This is a genomic window from Methanomassiliicoccales archaeon, assembly GCA_035527755.1.
GTDB lineage: Archaea > Thermoplasmatota > Thermoplasmata > Methanomassiliicoccales > UBA472 > UBA472.
The window spans coordinates 62,037-79,516 of the sequence record DATKZX010000014.1 but is presented as its reverse complement, the minus strand read 5'-3'; the positions used below and the strand labels follow the sequence as shown (position 1 = coordinate 79,516).

General features: G+C 55.2%; 18 protein-coding genes. 4 read left to right on the top strand and 14 right to left on the bottom strand.

What is annotated here, in order from left to right; translation table 11 throughout:
- The coding region (locus VMW85_05775; GenBank protein HUT27537.1) for a C1 family peptidase at window positions 1-2,558 on the bottom strand (2,558 nt) is incomplete at its 3' end.
- Window positions 2,559-3,102: 544 nt separating this feature from the next.
- Between VMW85_05775 and VMW85_05770 the strand changes: the two genes are divergently transcribed.
- Window positions 3,103-4,305, top strand: coding sequence for an isocitrate/isopropylmalate family dehydrogenase (locus VMW85_05770; protein ID HUT27536.1), 1,203 nt, complete (start codon window positions 3,103-3,105; stop codon window positions 4,303-4,305).
- A gap of 88 nt (window positions 4,306-4,393) precedes the next feature.
- Window positions 4,394-5,278, top strand: coding sequence for a hypothetical protein (locus tag VMW85_05765; protein HUT27535.1), 885 nt, complete (start codon window positions 4,394-4,396; stop codon window positions 5,276-5,278).
- 190 nt (window positions 5,279-5,468) lie between these two features.
- On the opposite strand, the gene VMW85_05760 is transcribed toward VMW85_05765, so the two are convergent.
- Both VMW85_05760 and VMW85_05755 read right to left on the bottom strand, forming a co-directional pair.
- Entirely contained in the window at window positions 5,469-5,816 is a 348-nt protein-coding gene (locus tag VMW85_05760) for a hypothetical protein (GenBank protein ID HUT27534.1), read from the bottom strand.
- A gap of 114 nt (window positions 5,817-5,930) precedes the next feature.
- Window positions 5,931-6,383 carry a carboxymuconolactone decarboxylase family protein gene (locus VMW85_05755; protein HUT27533.1) on the bottom strand — a complete coding sequence of 151 codons (453 nt, stop codon included), beginning with the start codon at window positions 6,381-6,383 and terminating at the stop codon, window positions 5,931-5,933.
- A gap of 192 nt (window positions 6,384-6,575) precedes the next feature.
- Here VMW85_05755 and VMW85_05750 point away from each other — a divergent pair, with 192 nt between their 5' ends.
- Window positions 6,576-7,901, top strand: coding sequence for an NCS2 family permease (locus tag VMW85_05750; protein ID HUT27532.1), 1,326 nt, complete (start codon window positions 6,576-6,578; stop codon window positions 7,899-7,901).
- A gap of 46 nt (window positions 7,902-7,947) precedes the next feature.
- On the opposite strand, the gene phoU is transcribed toward VMW85_05750, so the two are convergent.
- From phoU to VMW85_05725, 5 genes are all read right to left on the bottom strand, one after another.
- Window positions 7,948-8,691, bottom strand: coding sequence for a phosphate signaling complex protein PhoU (gene phoU / locus VMW85_05745; GenBank protein HUT27531.1), 744 nt, complete (start codon window positions 8,689-8,691; stop codon window positions 7,948-7,950).
- Window positions 8,691-9,482 carry a phosphate ABC transporter ATP-binding protein PstB gene (gene pstB, locus VMW85_05740; GenBank protein ID HUT27530.1) on the bottom strand — a complete coding sequence of 264 codons (792 nt, stop codon included), beginning with the start codon at window positions 9,480-9,482 and terminating at the stop codon, window positions 8,691-8,693. Before pstB ends, phoU begins: the two co-directional genes overlap by 1 nt.
- A gap of 1 nt (window position 9,483) precedes the next feature.
- Window positions 9,484-10,335, bottom strand: coding sequence for a phosphate ABC transporter permease PstA (pstA, locus tag VMW85_05735; protein ID HUT27529.1), 852 nt, complete (start codon window positions 10,333-10,335; stop codon window positions 9,484-9,486).
- The gene (gene pstC / locus VMW85_05730) at window positions 10,332-11,270 is read right to left on the bottom strand and encodes a phosphate ABC transporter permease subunit PstC (GenBank protein ID HUT27528.1); all 939 of its coding nucleotides are present in this window, start codon (window positions 11,268-11,270) and stop codon (window positions 10,332-10,334) included. The genes pstA and pstC overlap by 4 nt, the downstream gene beginning before the upstream one ends.
- 88 nt (window positions 11,271-11,358) lie before the next feature.
- Entirely contained in the window at window positions 11,359-12,279 is a 921-nt protein-coding gene (locus VMW85_05725) for a PstS family phosphate ABC transporter substrate-binding protein (GenBank protein ID HUT27527.1), read from the bottom strand.
- 325 nt (window positions 12,280-12,604) lie between these two features.
- Between VMW85_05725 and VMW85_05720 the strand changes: the two genes are divergently transcribed.
- Window positions 12,605-13,618, top strand: a complete 1,014-nt coding sequence (locus VMW85_05720; GenBank protein ID HUT27526.1) for a phosphate uptake regulator PhoU — start codon at window positions 12,605-12,607, stop codon at window positions 13,616-13,618.
- 33 nt (window positions 13,619-13,651) lie between these two features.
- Here VMW85_05720 and VMW85_05715 read toward each other — a convergent pair whose 3' ends face one another.
- The 6 genes from VMW85_05715 to arsB form a co-directional block, all read right to left on the bottom strand.
- On the bottom strand, window positions 13,652-13,984 hold the full coding sequence (locus VMW85_05715; protein HUT27525.1) for a hypothetical protein: 333 nt from the start codon (window positions 13,982-13,984) through the stop codon (window positions 13,652-13,654).
- Between the two features lie 55 nt (window positions 13,985-14,039).
- Window positions 14,040-14,414, bottom strand: coding sequence for a putative zinc-binding protein (locus VMW85_05710; protein HUT27524.1), 375 nt, complete (start codon window positions 14,412-14,414; stop codon window positions 14,040-14,042).
- A 44-nt stretch (window positions 14,415-14,458) separates the two neighbouring features.
- Window positions 14,459-14,704: a thioredoxin family protein gene (locus VMW85_05705; GenBank protein HUT27523.1), complete on the bottom strand. Its 246-nt coding sequence runs from the start codon at window positions 14,702-14,704 to the stop codon at window positions 14,459-14,461.
- 44 nt (window positions 14,705-14,748) lie between these two features.
- Window positions 14,749-15,777, bottom strand: coding sequence for a permease (locus tag VMW85_05700; protein ID HUT27522.1), 1,029 nt, complete (start codon window positions 15,775-15,777; stop codon window positions 14,749-14,751).
- Between the two features lie 312 nt (window positions 15,778-16,089).
- Window positions 16,090-16,314, bottom strand: coding sequence for a carboxymuconolactone decarboxylase family protein (locus VMW85_05695; protein ID HUT27521.1), 225 nt, complete (start codon window positions 16,312-16,314; stop codon window positions 16,090-16,092).
- 4 nt (window positions 16,315-16,318) lie between these two features.
- Window positions 16,319-17,437 carry an ACR3 family arsenite efflux transporter gene (arsB, locus tag VMW85_05690; protein ID HUT27520.1) on the bottom strand — a complete coding sequence of 373 codons (1,119 nt, stop codon included), beginning with the start codon at window positions 17,435-17,437 and terminating at the stop codon, window positions 16,319-16,321.
- Window positions 17,438-17,480: the final 43 nt, after the last annotated feature.

The window sequence follows — 17,480 nt, the reverse complement described above, 5'->3', positions numbered from 1 at the left end:
TTGGAGGACGACCGGTCCGTCTCCATGCTGGCGGACGGTCCGAACGAATCGATGACCACGTCCACCCGGACCACTGGACCGGTGTTCCCAGCCACATCGACCGCGTAATATTCCAGGACGTGCGCCCCGTCCTCGATCATTTGGAACGTGGACGAATACTCCTGCCAAACGCCGTCGTCAAGCCGATAGAAGGCGGCGTCCACACCGCTGCCCTGGTCCGATGGGGACAAGGTCACGTTCACCGCGGTGACGTATCGCCCCTCATCCCCTATCTGTCCTTGAAGCGAATGGCCGCAGACCGGGTCCAGAGCATCGATGTCGATATCGAGCGATCCCTCACCGCCAACGTTTCCCGCCTGGTCAGTAGCGTAGAACTCCAGGAGATGCTCACCGTCCCCTTCGACAACGAAGACGTTCAGATACTGTGTCCATGACCCCCCGTCCAAACGGTACTGCAACGAGCAATCGGGGTCCATATCGTCATCGGCCTGCATGGTGACCATGACCGATGAGCGGTACCAGCCGTTGGTAGTGGAGGCGTTGGTAACGACGTTCACCGTCGGCTCCCCGTCGTCCACGTGGACGATGATGTTCCGCACCGTTTCCTGGTTGCCTGCGCGATCAAACGCGTAGCATTCCAGAGTATGGTTCCCCTGCTGCAGGGTGAGCGCGGAGGAATAATCCGTCCATCCCCCTCCGTTCAAACGATACAGGATATGATCGACCCCGCTCCACAGGTCGAACGCGTTCAGGGTGACGGTGACCGTAGAAACGTACCAATCGTTATCACCCATCGTTCCGTCCACACCGATAATCGTGTTCGGGGCGGCCAGGTCCACCGTGGTGCTGGCGTCAGGCACTGAAGGCGCGGACTCCCTGTTCCCTGCCTCATCCACCGCTATGGAGCAGAACTGATATGGCCCCTGGCCTTCTGCCTGGGCGATATCGAACGTTATGCTTTCCCCGGTCCATTCACCAGAAGGATTGGAGGCGGGGAGGTATTTGGTATAGCTACCGGAATTGAAGCGATAGAACAGCTCCAGATGATCGACGCCGCTGCCGCTGTCTGAGGATGTGCAGGTCAGCTGTAAAGTGGATGCGTTGACGTAGGCCGGAAGGTCCTGAACCTCGGAGGATGGCGGTGTAAGGTCCTCATTGACCAGGGTGGCGTTGACCACCCCCGGTACGCTCTTGGGCACTTCGGAAGATATCGCCATCATTTGCGAAGGTTCTCCGGGAACGTACCCTGAACCGTAAAGCTCGATGTGGAACGAGGAGACCGTGCCTGAAAGGGCGGCGTTCTTCAGGTTGAGGAAGTAGTGCTCTTCCCCATCCAGATATTCATTGTTAAGCGTCGAGACGTCCAGGGCCATGAATCCCGGGAAACGGTTGACGTTTCCGGTGGAGAAGTAGGTGCTGACCTTATCGGAGGGCGACGTGCTGCTGCCCGCCCCCACGTCGATATCGGTGTCGACCGAGGGACCGGTGGTGAACTCCCAGGTGGCCAGCAGGCTGGGCTGGTAGTCCGTCCTGTCCAGTAAGTAGACCATGGGGAAACCCAGCATCTCTTTGATGGCCTGGTAGGTGATCCAATAGTATCCACCCTGCCCGAAGGAGCTGCCCCAGGAGTTGACCACCTTGAAGGCTCCGACCTCACCGTCATCAGTCATGACGTCGTCATAGCCTACGATGGTCTGCCCGTGATTGTAATACGAGTGCTCGTACTCTGCCGCGGACATGATCTTGTTACCGTCAGCGAAGGCCGGGGTGTACTCGTTGGCGTCCATGGCGAAGCTGATGGGACGGTAAAGACCCAATTGCTCCTTGATGAGAGCTACCACGGTATCGGGATCGGGATTCCACACGCTGACATAGGAACTGATGCGGTGAGCGGGCGCCGAGCGCCAGGCCGTCTCCCCGCCAAATCCTTGGTCGTCAGTGTCCACATAGGGGAAGGTGTCCCAGGTGGCCACGCCCAACTGCTGGATCATGCGGGCGTTCTCCGAGTAGCTAGACCCTTCGTGCGTCACCCCGTTGACCTTGTTATAGGTCCAGGAAGGGGAGAGCAACTGAGTGTTGTTGCCGCTCTTCGCCTGCGTCCATCCCTGGTCCCTAGCCTCGATATAGCCGTAATTGTAATAGGTGAGGGCCCAGGCGGCGCAGGAGCCTTCCCCACCTTGGCTGCGGACCTGCGGGAAGTAGACCTCGGCGGAAAGGTCCAAGGAGGAAGCGGTCGGCACCTGGTACTCTTGCGCGCCGCCGTCCAGCATGGCGGTGCTCAGGAACAGGTCCCACTCATCCGCGGTGGGAGGGGCCAGACCGGTGCCCATGCCATCGACCAGAACGTTGTAGTTCGCTAGGGGATCGCGGACCCCGACAGCGGACATCATGGACTCCAGGTCCTGATAGGATACTGACCGGTAGCGGTCCATGGATATTGGTGCCACGGCGTCAATATCGCCTGCCGCGGAGACACCCATCGAAAAAGGGACTCCGCTCAGCAGGATGATGAATACCAATAATGTGATGAACGTCCTTCTTGCGATGAGATGGGACATTCTATCGATCGGTTAATGTTAACGATATATTAACACTGCGCCCTCGATGATCACCTTTGATTCTCACATTTTCCAGGCGCGGGATCGCTCCGACCGGTTCCTGCCTTGTACCGTTGGGCGATCTAGTTAATTAGATATCATCAGCAAGCCGATGGTGACGGTGGACTTCCCGGTCCCGCTCCTCTCCCTAGCAATGACAATCCTCGGGACTTCGCACATGACGCGGTGAAAGCACCGACAGGATATATCGTTCTAATCTTTTGATAGTTAGATGCAATCTATTATAAGGGCTAAAAACAAGGTATAAAGTGCCTTCTAGGCTAGGCGTCCGGAAGATCAGGTCCATCCCATAAAATAAACCTCTCCCTGGAAATGTCATTAGATCCTCCGCCTATTCAACCGGACGCTGACATATACCTTAATCTCTGATTTTCTGCTTCTATGATCATCTGGGTTGCATGATCTTCATATATTGTATCGCTGCCTCGATCGGTCCCCTCGGCCAAAAATGTAATATGAGTTCACCGTTTGCCTTCAACCGGTCATGATGACGAACGTTGATATCGATGCCGCCAAGGAGCACTTCGGCAAGATCCTGAAAGAACAGCTGGCAAGGGTGGAGGTAATGAGATCGTCCTCCCAGTTGACAGACTATGCCAACTTGGACAAGATGATCATCGGCGTGGTCGGGGGTGACGGGATCGGCCCGTTCATCTGCACGCATGCTGAGAACATCCTCAGGGAACTTCTTAAAACGGAGATCGAAGCGGGCAAGGTGGAGGTCAGGACCATCGACGGCCTCACCATCGAGAACCGCGCCAAGCACCTCAAGGCCATCCCGGACGATGTTCTGGACGAGCTTAAGAAGTGCCATGTCATTTTAAAGGGGCCGACCACCACCCCGAAGAAGGGCGACGGCTGGCCGAACATAGAGTCGGCCAATGTCGCCATGCGCCGAGAGCTGGACCTCTTCGCCAACGTGCGCCCGATGCGCATTCCCGAGCAGGGCATCGACTGGATCTTTTTCCGGGAGAACACTGAAGGGGCATACGTCCTGGGAAGCAAGGGCGTGGACGTGAACGAGGATATCAGCATCGATTTCACCGTGGCGACCACGCAGGGATGTGAACGCATCATCAGGCTGGCGTTCGATCACGCACGCAAGACCGGGCAGAACAAGGTGACTGTCGTCACCAAGGCCAATGTGATCAAGAAGACCGACGGCAAGTTCCTGAGCATGGCCGAGCAGGTCGCCAAGGATTATCCGGAGGTCAAGTGGGACGATTGGTTCATCGACATCATGACCGCTAAGCTCATCGATCCTTACCGACGAGCGGAGTTCAAGGTGATGGTGCTCCCCAACCTATACGGCGATATACTCACGGACGAGGCGGCCCAGATCCAGGGAGGAGTGGGGACGGCGGGAAGCGCCAACATCGGTACCCGTTTCTCCATGTTCGAGGCCATACACGGTTCCGCCCCGCGCATGGTGGACGAAGGACGAGCCCAATACGCCGATCCCAGTTCCATCATAAAGGCGACGGCGATGCTGCTGAACCACGTTGGATATGTGGAGAAGGCGCGCAAGCTGGAGATGGCCTTGGACCTATGCACACTGTTCGAGAAGCGCGTCAGGATCACCGGACGTTCCGATGGCGCTACCGGCGAACAGTTCGGCAAGTACGTGCTGGAGACCGTGGCCCGGAAGGACCTGGAGAAGGCATGGAACGAGGCGAGCGGGAACTGATCTCACCCTGAGCGAGATCCAGGTCTTGTTCCTTTCTTTTCTTTTTTTCGAACGCTAGCGATATCTTTATGCCCCCTCAGTAAAATCGATGTCGGGGAAGTATTTGACGACATCCGAGGAGCCGAAGATCTGGCCGGTCCTATTGGTAGCGGCGCTGATGGTAGCTTCCATAGGGACGGTGTTCGTGATAGGGAGTGATTCGGAGCCTGATCTTCCTCTGAACACCAATATGATGCTGACCTATCGAGTGACCGGCGGGGGCGATCTGGTCGGTATCAATGGATCGTTCGGGGAACAATTGAACATATTTGGTGAGCGGTCATATTCCCGTTCCGGCCCTTATGATGAGGAAGGGGGCCTGGAACTCCATTTATCTCTACCTGCCCCCTTGTTTTCCGTCAGAGCCTATCTTGATGAGGTGAGCCTGAACACCACCTGGGGAACGAAGGCCGTCTGGCGATCCTTGGACATGGCACAGGGTTTGGGCCACGATGCAGGAATGTGTGTGGTCTATCGAGGGGCGCATACGAACCTGGCCTATCGCGTTGACCTCATTTCCTCCGACTATCGTGCCACATACGAACTTGTCGATGTCGACGGTGCCGAAATGAGCGACCTGGACCTGAACGGCCTTATAAACAGAAATGAGCTGATCGAACAGCGCAGGATCACCTCGACAACCAATGTCAATGTGGACTGGTCATGTGACTTGAAAGAGCCCGGAAACGGGGAATCGTACCAGTTCAACTATACTGGAGAGGGCTTTCAGTTCATCGTCTTCGATGAGACCGATATATGGAACATGGTGAACGGAGGGGATTATCAGTACAATGAAGAATGGTCGGTCATCGGAAACGGAAGCGTAGAGTTCCTCTTGGAGGACGGGATGGTCTGGTTCATGACATTGCCTATCAACTACGAATTAGGGTTTACCTACAACAGGCAATTAAAGATCAGCATCATAGATGAATGATCGGGAAACCACCATCTACTCGTGAATCGAGATAACGATGATTGCAGAACTAAACCTCCCAGTTGAGCGAACGTCCCTATTGATCGAACGATCGCGGCTCTGACGAACTTAGAAGCTTATCCTAAAGACCTTTCAAAGAAGGAGAATAAAAAAACCGATACTGGACCAAGAGAGCGTTGGAACCGAATGTTCAGTTCTGAACGATCTGTTGGCTCTGATATTTGGTATATCTGTCCAAAAGATAGCAGATCCCATCGGAGACGTCCTTGGTGATGATCAAGGCATCCTCTTGATCACGCACGAAGTCCTTGCACTCCTTGATGCTAAGGCGGGAGGCTTTAGCGATGATACTGGCCAAAAAGGTCGTAGCTAGGTCAGGGTCCATCTTATTGTCGATGAACAATTCCCGGACATCGTACCTGAACTCCCCTACGCGGCGCATGTTCAACATGCCCACCCTGGTAGAGGGAGCGTCCCTGTCCCGGTAATTGGTCGGTTTCCCCTTCCTGCTTCGATTTCTATTTGGTCTATAAGCCAATGTGATTTCTCCGAGTTGAAGTGATGAAGCTATATTATAAGAACTTTGCCAATATAAGAATATAAAAAACAATATAATAAATGAAGAAAAAGGGAATTTCAAGAAGTGACTGGCTCACTTCTTTGTCGCGGTCTTCTTGGTCGTTTTAGACTTGGCCTTAGGCTTGCTAAACAACTTCTTCTCTGCGTCCTCGGCATCCCACTCGTCGAACAGCTTGGTAATTCCGCCCTTTGCGTTGGACCAGGTAGGAACGCCACCGGTCAGCACAGCGATGTTCAGAGCCTCCATGATCTCCTCGCGCGTAGCCCCGTTGTTCTTGGCCACCTTGGCCTGAGGATAGACACAGCCGTCACACATTCTCACGGCGACGCAGGCCAGGGCGATAAGGCGCTTGGTCTTGCGGTCCAGGGCGCCGTCCTCGTTGATGACCTTGTCCATGTCCTTGATGATGACCGCCAAGGAAGGATAGTGTTTGTTGATGTGCTTCAATGTCTCCGGAACGTATCCGCCCATTTGCTGTCCCAGCTCATCCACGGCCTTCTGGGCCTTCGCTCTGCAATTGTCCATTGTGATCGTTTAACTATTGGCGTATTCTATTATTATCCTTTTTCGTAGCCTCTGCTTCCCCCGAGAGAGGGTCATGGCCCAGTTCGTCCTCCCGCCTTTCGGGGACCTTGAGGACCCGGCCGATCGGCCTTGACCACCCACGTCCGTCAAAGGACGGATGGGTTAATGAGAAATAATTGCCGATAACATTCGGTGGCGGGTGAGACGGCGCTCAAACTGGACGATCGCAGGGAGATAATCGCAGGTGCCACGATCTTCATGACCATGGCCTACATAATAATCGTCAATCCGGTCATCCTGTCCGCCGCGGGTATCCCGTTCGGACCGGCCATGGTGGCAACCATCATGGTGGCTGGCATCGCCACACTGGCCTGCGGCCTGTACGCCAAACGGCCATTCGCTCTCGCTCCGTACATGGGCGAGAACGCCTTCCTTGCCTATTCCGTGGTCATCGCCCTGAGCGTCACCTGGAACGTGGCCTTGGGCGCGGTGTTCATCGCGGGATTACTTTTCCTGCTCTTTTCCCTTTCCGGACTGCGCAAGACCCTGTTGGATGCGATCCCCCCGTTCCTTTCCGCGACCTGGGGAGTGGCGATCGGTCTTTTCCTCCTGTTCATCGGGCTGGCCAATGCGGGCATCTCCCTGCCGGGAGTTCCCGGTGCGCCCCTGGCCATAGGTGATCTGGCCCGACCGGAGGTGATCGTGGTGCTCATCGGCATAGCCATCACCCTCTACCTGCACATCAAGAAAGTGGTCGGCTCCGTCCTTCTGGGAATGGCGGTGACGCTCGTTCTGGGCTTCGTCCTGGGCGGTCTCGGATACGGCACAACCCTCCCCACGGAGGTGCCTTCACTGTTCGGCCCTATACCGGACTGGGGAGAGGTCCTTTTCAAAATGGACGTGGTCGGGGCGCTCAACCTCACCTTACTGCCGATAATCCTGGTCATGTTCCTCATGGACTTCCTGGATACTGCCGGCACGGTGCTTGGACTAGGGGGCAAAGCGGGATTCCTGGACGAGAAAGGGAAACTGCCCGGGATGGACAAGGTGGTGCGGGTGGACGCCGCCGCCACGGTGATGGCCGGAGTCTTCGGCACCAGTACCACCGGGGTGTTCATCGAGTCCGCCACGGGGATCGAGCAGGGCGGACGTACCGGAAGGACGGCAGTGGTGGCCGGACTTCTGTTCCTGGGAATGCTGGCCTTGACACCCTTCTTCGCCGGCATTCCCTCGGGCTTCCTGGGCATGGCCGCCGCCCCAGCACTAGTTGTGGTGGGCATCAGCATGATGTCCCCCATAAAGAAGATCGATTTCGAGGATATGACCGAAGCGATACCGGCGGTGCTGACCATAGCCTTCATGCTCTTCACCTTCAACATCGGATTCGGGCTGGCCATCGGATTGATATCATACCCATTGGCAATGGCCGCCTCCGGACGCCGGAAGGAGCTGAGTCGGCTGAGCTGGCTCCTCTTCGCCCTGGGAGCATTGTTGTTCGTCATCTACCCATACCATTGAGACGGACCCTTTCCTGATGGGGAACGGCGGGTACGATGACCTTATATCACTTCTCGTCCAGCTCATGCTTGGGGCAGGGATGGTCGAAAAGTCGTTGGCATGCGGTGATGTTCTGCTCCACGTGGCCGACCCTCACCTTGGGGTCCAGGCGCTCCCCTGTCACCATGTAATAGACGTACTCCCCGATGTTGCAGGCGTGGTCCGCCACCCTCTCCATGTACCGCGCGACCAGTATCAGGTCGATGCCCACGGTGATCTTCTTGGGGTCCTCCATCATGTATGTCAGTATCTCCCGGAAGATGGTGTCGTACAAGGCGTCCACGGCGTCATCCCTCTCGTGAAGGTGAGAGGCCTTCTCCGCGTCCCTCTGCAGGAACGAGTACACCGCGTCGTCGACCAGACCTACCACCAAACAGGCGATGTTCCTCAGCGATTCGAACTTCTTGAACGCCTTGCCCTCCTCGAAGTCGTCGATCAGCTCGGCGATGTCACGGGCATAGCGGCCGAAACGATTCAGGTCCTCCACCATTTTCAGGCAAGCCGATATCATGCGCAGGTCACTGGCCACCGGTGAATGGAGCGCGATGATGTCCAGGCAATGCTTGTCGATCTGCCCGTTGAGCACGTATATGCGGGCGTCCAGCTCCGCCACCTCCTCCCGCAGGGACAGGTCCATGTCGGCGATCATCTGCACCGCCTTCTCTATGGCCGTCTTGGAGGCGTTGGCCATCTCGGTGATCTCTCGATTCAGCTCATCCATCTCATGATTGAACGTCGTCCTTGGAACCATTAACCCATCCTCCCGGTGATGTACTGTTCGGTAAGCTCCTTCTGCGGCCGCTCGAATATCTGTCTGGTCTCCCCCATCTCTATCATTTCGCCCAGGTAGAAGAAGGCGGTCCGGTCAGAAATGCGCGCGGCCTGCTGCATGCTGTGAGTGACGATGACCACGGTGTAATCCTTCTTCAGGTCCACCAGCAGGTCCTCTATCTTCGCCGTGGCGATGGGGTCCAGCGCCGAGCACGGCTCGTCGAACAAGATTATCTCCGGGTCGATAGAGAGCGTTCTGGCGATGCACAGCCTCTGCTGCTGCCCTCCGGAGAGGGTCATGCCGCCCTTGTCCAGGCGGTCCTTGACCTCCCCCCATAGCGCCGCCCGGCGTAAAGAGCGCTCGACGATCTCATCCAGCTCATTCTTGGTGTGCTTGCGCCGCCGTACTTTCCCGTTCAAGGTCTCAATGACACCGTGCAGGCGCGGTGCATAGGCCACGTTCTCGTAGATGCTCTTGGGGAACGGATTGGGCTTCTGGAACACCATACCGATGCGGCGGCGAATGTCCACCACATCCACCGCATCCTCGTTGATATCTGCACCGTTCACCAGGATCTTTCCCTTCACCACGCAACCTGGTATCAGGTCGTTCATGCGGTTGATGCAACGGATGAAGGTCGATTTGCCGCAGCCTGAGGGGCCGATGACGGCGGTCACCCCGTTCTTATTGATGTCCATGTCCACACCCTTCAGGGCGTGGTTCTTCTCGAAGTATACATGGAGGTCCTCAACGTGAATTTCGGTTGTCATATTACCACTTGTACTTGTCGCGATATCTTTTCCTCATCACTATGGCCACCAAGTTCATGCCCAGCACCGATAGTATCAGCACCAGCGCGGTGGCGAACTGTATAGGCCGGGTGGCCAGCAGGTTGGAGGACTGCGTGGCCATGTAGTAAACGTGATATGGCAAGGCCATGAAACTGTCGAAGAAGCTGTCTGGCAGGCGCTGCAGGGACACTGCCACCCCGGTCAGCATAAGAGGGGCGGTCTCCCCGGCAGCCCTGGAGACGGATAATATTATTCCTGTGAAAATGCCCGGCAAGGCATAGGGCAGTACGTGATGCCAGATGGTCTGCCATTTCGTTGCGCCGAGGGCGAAGGACGCCTCCCGGACGGAATAGGGCACGGCGGAAATGGCTTCACGGGAGGCGGCGATCATGAGCGGCAAGGCCATGATGCTCAACGTCAATCCGGCCGATATCAGGGAGAAGCCGAATCCCAGGAAGGCCACGAAAATTCCTAGCCCGAGCAATCCGTAGACTATGGACGGAACTCCGGCCAGATTGTATACGGCCAGCTTGAACAACCGCCCCATCCAGGACCTCTGTTCATACTCCACCAGGTAAATGGCCGACATGACCCCGATGGGCACCGAAACGGCCAGAACTATCAGCATAAGGTAGAAGGTGCCCACTATGGCCGGGAAAATACCTCCTTGTGTGTTGGCCCGGCGGGGCATCTCGGTCAGGAAATCCAGGCTCAGACGCTCCAGGCCTCCGGTGGCGATGTAACCCACCAGCACTAAAAGTGACAGTACTACCAGCAGGGCGCAGCCGCGGAAGGCACTGAAATACAGTATTTCCTTGGTCTTGCGGTTCATGAGTACTCCTCCCGGTAGCGCCGGGTGACCCACTCGGCCAGGAAGTTGATGATGAAGGTTATGATGAACAGGACCAGCCCCACCAGGAACAGCACATTGTAATGAACGGAACCGTATTCCACCTCACCAAAATCGATGGCTATGGCGGCGGTCATGGTCTGCACCGAATGCAGGAAATCGGAGGTTATGACCGGGGCGTTCCCGGTGGCCATTAGAACGGTCATGGTCTCGCCGATCGCGCGGCCGAAACCCAGCACTATGGCGGCCACTATGCCGGAGAGCGCGGAAGGCAGTACCACGTGGCGTACCGTCTCCCAGCGGGTGGCCCCCAAGGCCAGTGACGCCTCGCGAAGGCTGTTGGGAACGGCGTTCATGGCATCCTCGGCCACCGTTACCATGATGGGTATCATCATGACGGCCAGCATGATCGCTCCGTTCAGGGCGTTCAATTTATTTACAGGGTCGAAGGCCGCCGCTATCCATTCGGACAGGATGACCAAGGCGAAGAAACCGAAGATGACGGAAGGAATGCCGGCCAGTATCTCTATCGCCGGTTTGAAAATGGACTTGACACGAGGGCTGGCCAGTTCAGCCAGCCAGATGGTGCACCCCAGCCCGATGGGGATGGCGATGAGCGCCGCCCCGAAGGAGACCATCATCGTACCTAGGAACAAGGGTAAGATACCGTAAACAGGATAGAGAGGATGGGATGGGTTCCAGACCGTCCCAGTAAAGAAGTCGATGATGTTGATGCTGAATAAAGCGGGAACGGCCCCCAACATCAATTCGGCAAAGACCGCGGCCAGGGCCACAACGGAAGACCAGGTCGCGATGGTGAGCATCAGCTCTATGACCTTCTCGCGCGGCGTCAGATGGGGGTTGCGGCGAAGTCTGGGCCTGACCTTCCCGCCATCGGTCTTTGACTTGAGTCTCAATCTAACTACGCTCCTTTTTAAGGGATTTAATAAAGGATTGGAATTGGTTTGAAAAAGGTTTGAAAATGGATTTTGTCAATATTTTCGATCAACCTAGCTTGGCCATTTCCTGATCTGCCACCGTCTGCGGCAGGGCGTAGAAGCCGAGCTCAGTGACGATGGCCTGGCCACCATCGGCGCTCAGGACCCAGCTCATCCAGTGGCCGATCTGGTCGCTGGGGGTGCCGTCAGTGTAGATATACAGATACCTGGCCAAAACATAGTCACCGTTAAGGACCGATTCCTCGTCGATCGGTGAGTATACCGGGTCAGTGGCGGTCTCCTTGAGGCCCAGAATGTTGATCCCGGTGGCTTCCACCGCATAGCCCAGGCCTACGTAGCCTATGCCACCCTCGTCGCCTTGAACCGCGTTGACGATGGCCGAGTTGCCGGTCAACATGTTCATGTTGACACTGTAGTTCTCGGTGCCTAGAATGTCCTCCTGGAAGTACACGTAGGTACCGGAGGAGGACTGCCTTCCGTAGAGGGTGATGGACTCGTCGTTACCGCCAACCTGGTTCCAGTTGGTTATGATGCCGTTGTAGATGCCCCTCAACTGCTCCTTGGTCAGAACGCTGACCGGATTGTCGTGGTAAGTGATGACAGCGATGCCGTCGATGGCCACGCGGAACTCTACCGGGTCAACGCCGTTGGCTTGAGCGGCGGTCATCTCACTGGCCTTTATCTGTCTGGAGGCCTGGGCGATATCCACCTGCTTGTTGATCAATGCGCTGATGCCGGTACCGCTTCCGCCACCGGATATCTCGACCTCGACCGCCGCGTTCTCAGCATTATATTCCTCAGCCCAGATCTGGCAGAGCTCCAGCATGGTATCGGAACCCTTCTGTTTGATGACGGTGCTTTGCGTCTGATCTCCGTCATCGTTCTGGCTGAGAACCAAGGCGCCGATGACGGCCATGATGATTATGGCAACAACACCGATCGCTAGATATTTCACCTTGTTCTCCATTTGTTCACCATTGTATCATAAAGAAAAAATAAGAGCCGCCGCCACAGACATTAAGGACGTTAATAGGAGGATCGATGGTCTCACAGACGAGACCGCGAACATCATTTCCTGTATCGACCAGCTCGTTGTACATTTTCTCAAGGACGAGTTACTAATGCCCTGTTTATATACGTTATCGAAATAGAATATATTCTTGCATTTTGTATATAGTAAAAATATTTTATGAAATTTTAGTCCTTAATTGAATATTATGTATATACAATAAAAACAGTAAGAATTGTATATACAATAGAATGATATGTATATTCATGCAACAGGGGAAGATATGAACACCGAGCTGCGCCGAGTGCAGAAGACAGGCGCGTCCACCCTTACCGTTTCCCTTCCCAAGGGCTGGGTGGACGTCTCGGGGCTCAAGGCCGGCGACCAGGTCTCCATGGCGGTGCAGGTTGACGGAACAATTGTCCTGGACACCAAGATCGAACGGCGCAAGGAGGTCCTTAGAAGGGAGATCTGGACCGATAAAAAGGAGAGCACTGAGCACCTGACGCGCAAGCTCATTGGCGCCTATCTCGTAGGATACAACAATATTGAGGTGCGCTCCAAGGAACGCATGGATCCGGAGACCAAGAGCGCGGTGCGGGAGTTCTCACGCATGGCCATAGGACCGGAGATCGTGGAGGAGACGGCCAACAGCATCATCATGCACGATCTTTCGGACCCCATCGAACTGCCACAGGAGAAGTGCGTGCGCCGCATGCATCTCATCGTCAAGAGCATGCACTCCGATGCGGTGGAGGCGCTGCGCACCGAGGATCGCGGTCTGGCCGAGGACGTGATCGACCGGGACACCGATGTGGACCGATTGTACTGGATGGCGGTCAAACAGAACAACCTTATCGCCCGGGACCGGAGATTGGGGGACCGCATGGGACTGGACATCTTCGAATCCAACGACCTGATGCTGGTGGCCCGCGGCATCGAGCGCATCGGCGATCATGCTGTGCGCATCGCCCGCAACGTTCTATTGAGCATCAAGGATGACGACAAGCTCGCTGCAGCGAATCATATAAAGGAGCTGAGCATCGAGGCCTTGGTCGTCCTGGAAGATGGCATGGACGCCCTGTTCCGTAAGAACATCGATAAGGCCAACGAGGTCATTGACACTGGTCTGGATGTGGTACGCAGGTGCGAAAAATTAGGACAAGGGCTGCGCACCATGAACAGCAAGGAGGCCATAATAACCAACACTGTTCTTGATTCCATCATCCGTTCCACGATGTACGGCGTGGACATCGCCGAAATAGCCATCAACGGGGCCATGAGGAACGAGAAATAAGTTGAGATGGTCCGTATTTACTAGATCGCTGGATCACTCGGGCAGGAACTCGATGACGTTGCACTTCTTGTCTCTGGCCCTTGATCTGGCGATCATTCCCGCCTCCAACCAAGCGGCGGACAGAACTCCGGAAGGTACAGCGCAATTGGCGCTCATCTTCACGTTGCGATAGCGGTTGATTATCCTGCTGTTGACCTTGTCCACCAGGTCTTCAATTGTCAGATCGGTCAGACCTTCCCCGAACTCCTTGACATTGGGACAGGAGGTGGCGATATGCACATCATAGTTACCGTCCTCGTTGGTCGTGACCGTGATGGTCGATATCTTTTCGCATATGTTCATGTGCACTCTGACCTTCGATGTCATTTTTACACCTCAGCCCGTTCTTCGTTCAACCCTATCCGCCACAACGACCACGATCCTATTCGGTCGGTCCATCCTTGTTCGCCAGAGGTTTTACCCAGGCGATCTTGGCGACCACTTTGTTCGTCAGTTCGTTCACCCGTCCTAGGTCTCCTTTCAGGTCGTAGGTCTTCTTGACACCCATGTCCGTTAGGACCACGGTATCGAAATTTGCCAGGCCAGCGTGCTCCAAGGTCTTCCGTCCGCACTTTACCGCACAGCCGTCTATCACCAGGATCTTATTGGAGGCCTTGGCGTTCTGCACCATCGTAGATACGTGGGCGCCAAGGCCTACCAGGCAACCCATGGAACCCCTCCCGGATTCAACTATGTTGATCGCTATATCATTTGCCAGCTGACCAACGTTTGATGCCCCGGAACATGAGTACACCATTAGTTTGGGAGAGCCGCACGTACAGACATCTCTCGGTTTCCCAGTCATTGCTTCCCAGCCTCCGTCAGCATTCGTTTGATCTCTTCCTTTCCGGGAACACGTCCGGCGGAAACAGCTTCCCCGTTAATGTAGAGCGCAGGAGTGATCATGACCCCCAGGTCCATCATGGCCTGTAGGTCCTCGACCTTGATCAATTCAGCCTCGATACCCATTTCCTTCACGGCTTCCGTAGCCTGCTGAAAGAGCTTCTTGCACTTGGCGCATCCTGTGCCCATTATCTCGATCTTCATCGGTCCATCTCCATTATTCCTTCATCGCCCTTCGTATCATCGGCTCATCCTATAACGTATCCGTACGATAGACCGGCTAACGTGGCCATGGTAACAGAAAGCCCCCAGTAGGTCAGGGTCTTCTTCCAACCCATGATCCTGGTAAGCACCACTATAGATGGGAGGCTGGTGGTCGGTCCCGAAAGGAGCAGCGCCAGCGCAGGACCGGAGGCCATTACACCAGTGGTGTAACCGAAGGTGGTCCCGATGATCGGTACTTCCAACAACGTCGGCATATATAGCACCGCCCCCAGTATGGAAGCGAGAAGGTTTGCCCCTAGGCCATTGTCCCCCAGGAACGGTCTGAAGGTCTCCGGAGGAACGAAGAAGGCGAACACGCCCACGAAGAACGTGCCGATCACCAATATCGGGAATATCTTCTTGGTCAGGTCCCAGGTCTCGATCCCCCATTCGGTCACCTCCTCCTTCTTGAAATAGTAGATGAGCAGGACGGCCACGGCCATGGTCAGCAGGTATACTATGGCCAATTTGGTCGCCCAATCCAGTTGAGAAGCGCCGAATATCAGTATGCCGACCAGCAGGACGAAGAAAACCGGGATGACCCATCTTGGTCTCTCCACTTCCTCCTCGAACGTCGGCATGGTCTTGAACGGAGGTTGGTTCGCTGCCTGTTCCTTTCCAAAAAGGTAGGCCATGATCAGACCGATCAGGATGGACATTGCAATTGCGAAAAAGGCTCGGGCGATGCCCAGGTCCATTCCCAGCACCTGCGCGGTGTATATGATGGCCAGCACGTTGATGGCCGGACCGGCGAACAGGAAAGTGGTGGCTGGCCCGATGCCACTCCCTTTTTTATATATCCCGGCGAACAGCGGCAGAATGGTACAGCTGCAAACGGCCAGTATGGTACCTGATACCGACGCCACGGAATACGATTTGAACTTCCTTACCTGCGGCCCGAAATATTTGAGGATGGCGTCCTTCTTCACCAGGGCTGCGATGGCTCCGGCGATGAAGAACGCGGGGATCAGGCAGGTGACCACGTGCTGAGCAAGATAGTCCAGAACGGCCATCAATCCGCTGTTTAATGAGTCGAACAATATATTGGACGTTTGTATCACGACCGTATTTCAATTATTTTTGAAATAATCATTATCGAGTATTTCAACTTTTCTTTGGATACCTCGTTCATGACCGACCTGATATCGAATTCATCGTACGGCACCGATCCTTTCGTTCTCATCAAACGGACGAGCTGATAAATGGGATTTGTACGCCATTGGAGCCCTATAAAAGTAACTGGAACCGAATCAATGCTGGATTCAGAGGTTCGTCTGCACCACCGAGCAGAACAGTAAATGCAACTGGTGGGAAAATGAACCTGATCACACCGTTTTTTCCGTTCTTTCGATCATCATCTCCTCTACGAATTCGGCCATGCGCTTATCTCCGGCCCCACTGATGCGCGCGGCCAAGGAGATCGCTTCCCTAATGTCCTCATCTCCTATTCCCAACCCGATCGCCTTCATCAGATGATGACGGAAACAGGGCTGGCAATGTCCGGCGACCGATGCGGCCATGGCCACCAGTTCTATGGTCCTTGGGTCCATGCTTCTAATTCCCCCGAACTTTTTTATTTATTATTCCATTATTATCATAATATTTTCTACGGAAGTAAAGCGATAAGTTGACCAGGCTGATGAGCACCGGCACCTCGACCAGCGGTCCGATGACGGCAGCGAAGGCCACCCCGGACCCAATGCCAAAGACGCCCACGGCCACCGCGATGGCCAGTTCGAAGTTGTTGCTGGCCGCGGTAAATGATTGAGAGGCGGCGTGAGGGTAATCGAAGTTCAACCGCATCGAAAGCCAGAACGACAGCAAGAACATTATGATGAAATACGACAGCAGTGGGAGCGCTATCCTGACCACGTCCAAAGGTAGCTCCACTATATACTCACCTTTCAAGGAGAACATGACCACGATGGTGAAAAGCAGGGCCAACAGAGAAACCTTTCCAGCCACTGGCATGAACTTGTTGTCGTACCAATCGGCACCCTTGCGGGGCAAGAGAGCGTAGCGGGTCAGGATGCCGGCGAAGAACGGTATCCCCAAGTAAATGATCACGCTGATGGCCACAGACACTATCGATATGTTCACGGCGATCCCTGATCCTGGCGAGACCACGTCGGAGAGCACGGTGATCAGGAAGTAGGCGTAGAACGAGTACAATACGATCTGGAACACCGAGTTCAGGGCCACAAGCATGGCAGCGTATTCCGAATCACCTCTGGCCAGCTGGTTCCAAATGAGGACCATGGCGATGCAGCGGGCAACACCGGTCAATATCAGTCCGATGCGGTATTCCGGCTGGTCCGGCAGGAATATCCATGCCAGGGAGAACATCAGGATGGGGCCTATGATATAGTTCAGGATCAGCGAGGTCCCGAACATCTTCTTGGCGTCCTTCTGCTTGGTTATCCGCCCTAGCTGCTCGTACTTCACCTTGGCTAACGGTGGATACATCATAAGGATGAGCCCCACAGCGATAGGGATCGAAGTGGTACCGATGCTCAATTGGCCCAGGTAGTTGGCGAGGTCCGGTATCAGCACCCCTAAACCGACCCCTAAGGCCATGGCGGCGAATATCCAGATGGTCAGGTATTTGTTCAAAAAGGACAAACGTTTCGGGACGGTATCGACCGGCATGATCATCCCCGCATCATCGACCATTGGATCCCTCACGTGTTTAACTGTACTATAATGTTTCAAATAA

Excerpts from the sequence above, each read along its gene's own strand:
- VMW85_05770 (HUT27536.1), top strand. The coding sequence starts at position 3,103 with ATGATGACGAACGTTGATATCGATGCCGCCAAGGAGCACTTCGGCAAG.
- VMW85_05765 (HUT27535.1), top strand. The coding sequence starts at position 4,394 with ATGTCGGGGAAGTATTTGACGACATCCGAGGAGCCGAAGATCTGGCCG.
- VMW85_05755 (HUT27533.1), bottom strand. The coding sequence starts at position 6,383 with ATGGACAATTGCAGAGCGAAGGCCCAGAAGGCCGTGGATGAGCTGGGA.
- phoU (HUT27531.1), bottom strand. The coding sequence starts at position 8,691 with ATGGTTCCAAGGACGACGTTCAATCATGAGATGGATGAGCTGAATCGA.
- pstB (HUT27530.1), bottom strand. The coding sequence starts at position 9,482 with ATGACAACCGAAATTCACGTTGAGGACCTCCATGTATACTTCGAGAAG.
- pstA (HUT27529.1), bottom strand. The coding sequence starts at position 10,335 with ATGAACCGCAAGACCAAGGAAATACTGTATTTCAGTGCCTTCCGCGGC.
- VMW85_05725 (HUT27527.1), bottom strand. The coding sequence starts at position 12,279 with ATGGAGAACAAGGTGAAATATCTAGCGATCGGTGTTGTTGCCATAATC.
- VMW85_05720 (HUT27526.1), top strand. The coding sequence starts at position 12,605 with ATGAACACCGAGCTGCGCCGAGTGCAGAAGACAGGCGCGTCCACCCTT.
- VMW85_05715 (HUT27525.1), bottom strand. The coding sequence starts at position 13,984 with ATGACATCGAAGGTCAGAGTGCACATGAACATATGCGAAAAGATATCG.
- VMW85_05710 (HUT27524.1), bottom strand. The coding sequence starts at position 14,414 with ATGGTGTACTCATGTTCCGGGGCATCAAACGTTGGTCAGCTGGCAAAT.
- VMW85_05705 (HUT27523.1), bottom strand. The coding sequence starts at position 14,704 with ATGAAGATCGAGATAATGGGCACAGGATGCGCCAAGTGCAAGAAGCTC.
- VMW85_05700 (HUT27522.1), bottom strand. The coding sequence starts at position 15,777 with ATGGCCGTTCTGGACTATCTTGCTCAGCACGTGGTCACCTGCCTGATC.
- VMW85_05695 (HUT27521.1), bottom strand. The coding sequence starts at position 16,314 with ATGGACCCAAGGACCATAGAACTGGTGGCCATGGCCGCATCGGTCGCC.
- arsB (HUT27520.1), bottom strand. The coding sequence starts at position 17,437 with ATGGTCGATGATGCGGGGATGATCATGCCGGTCGATACCGTCCCGAAA.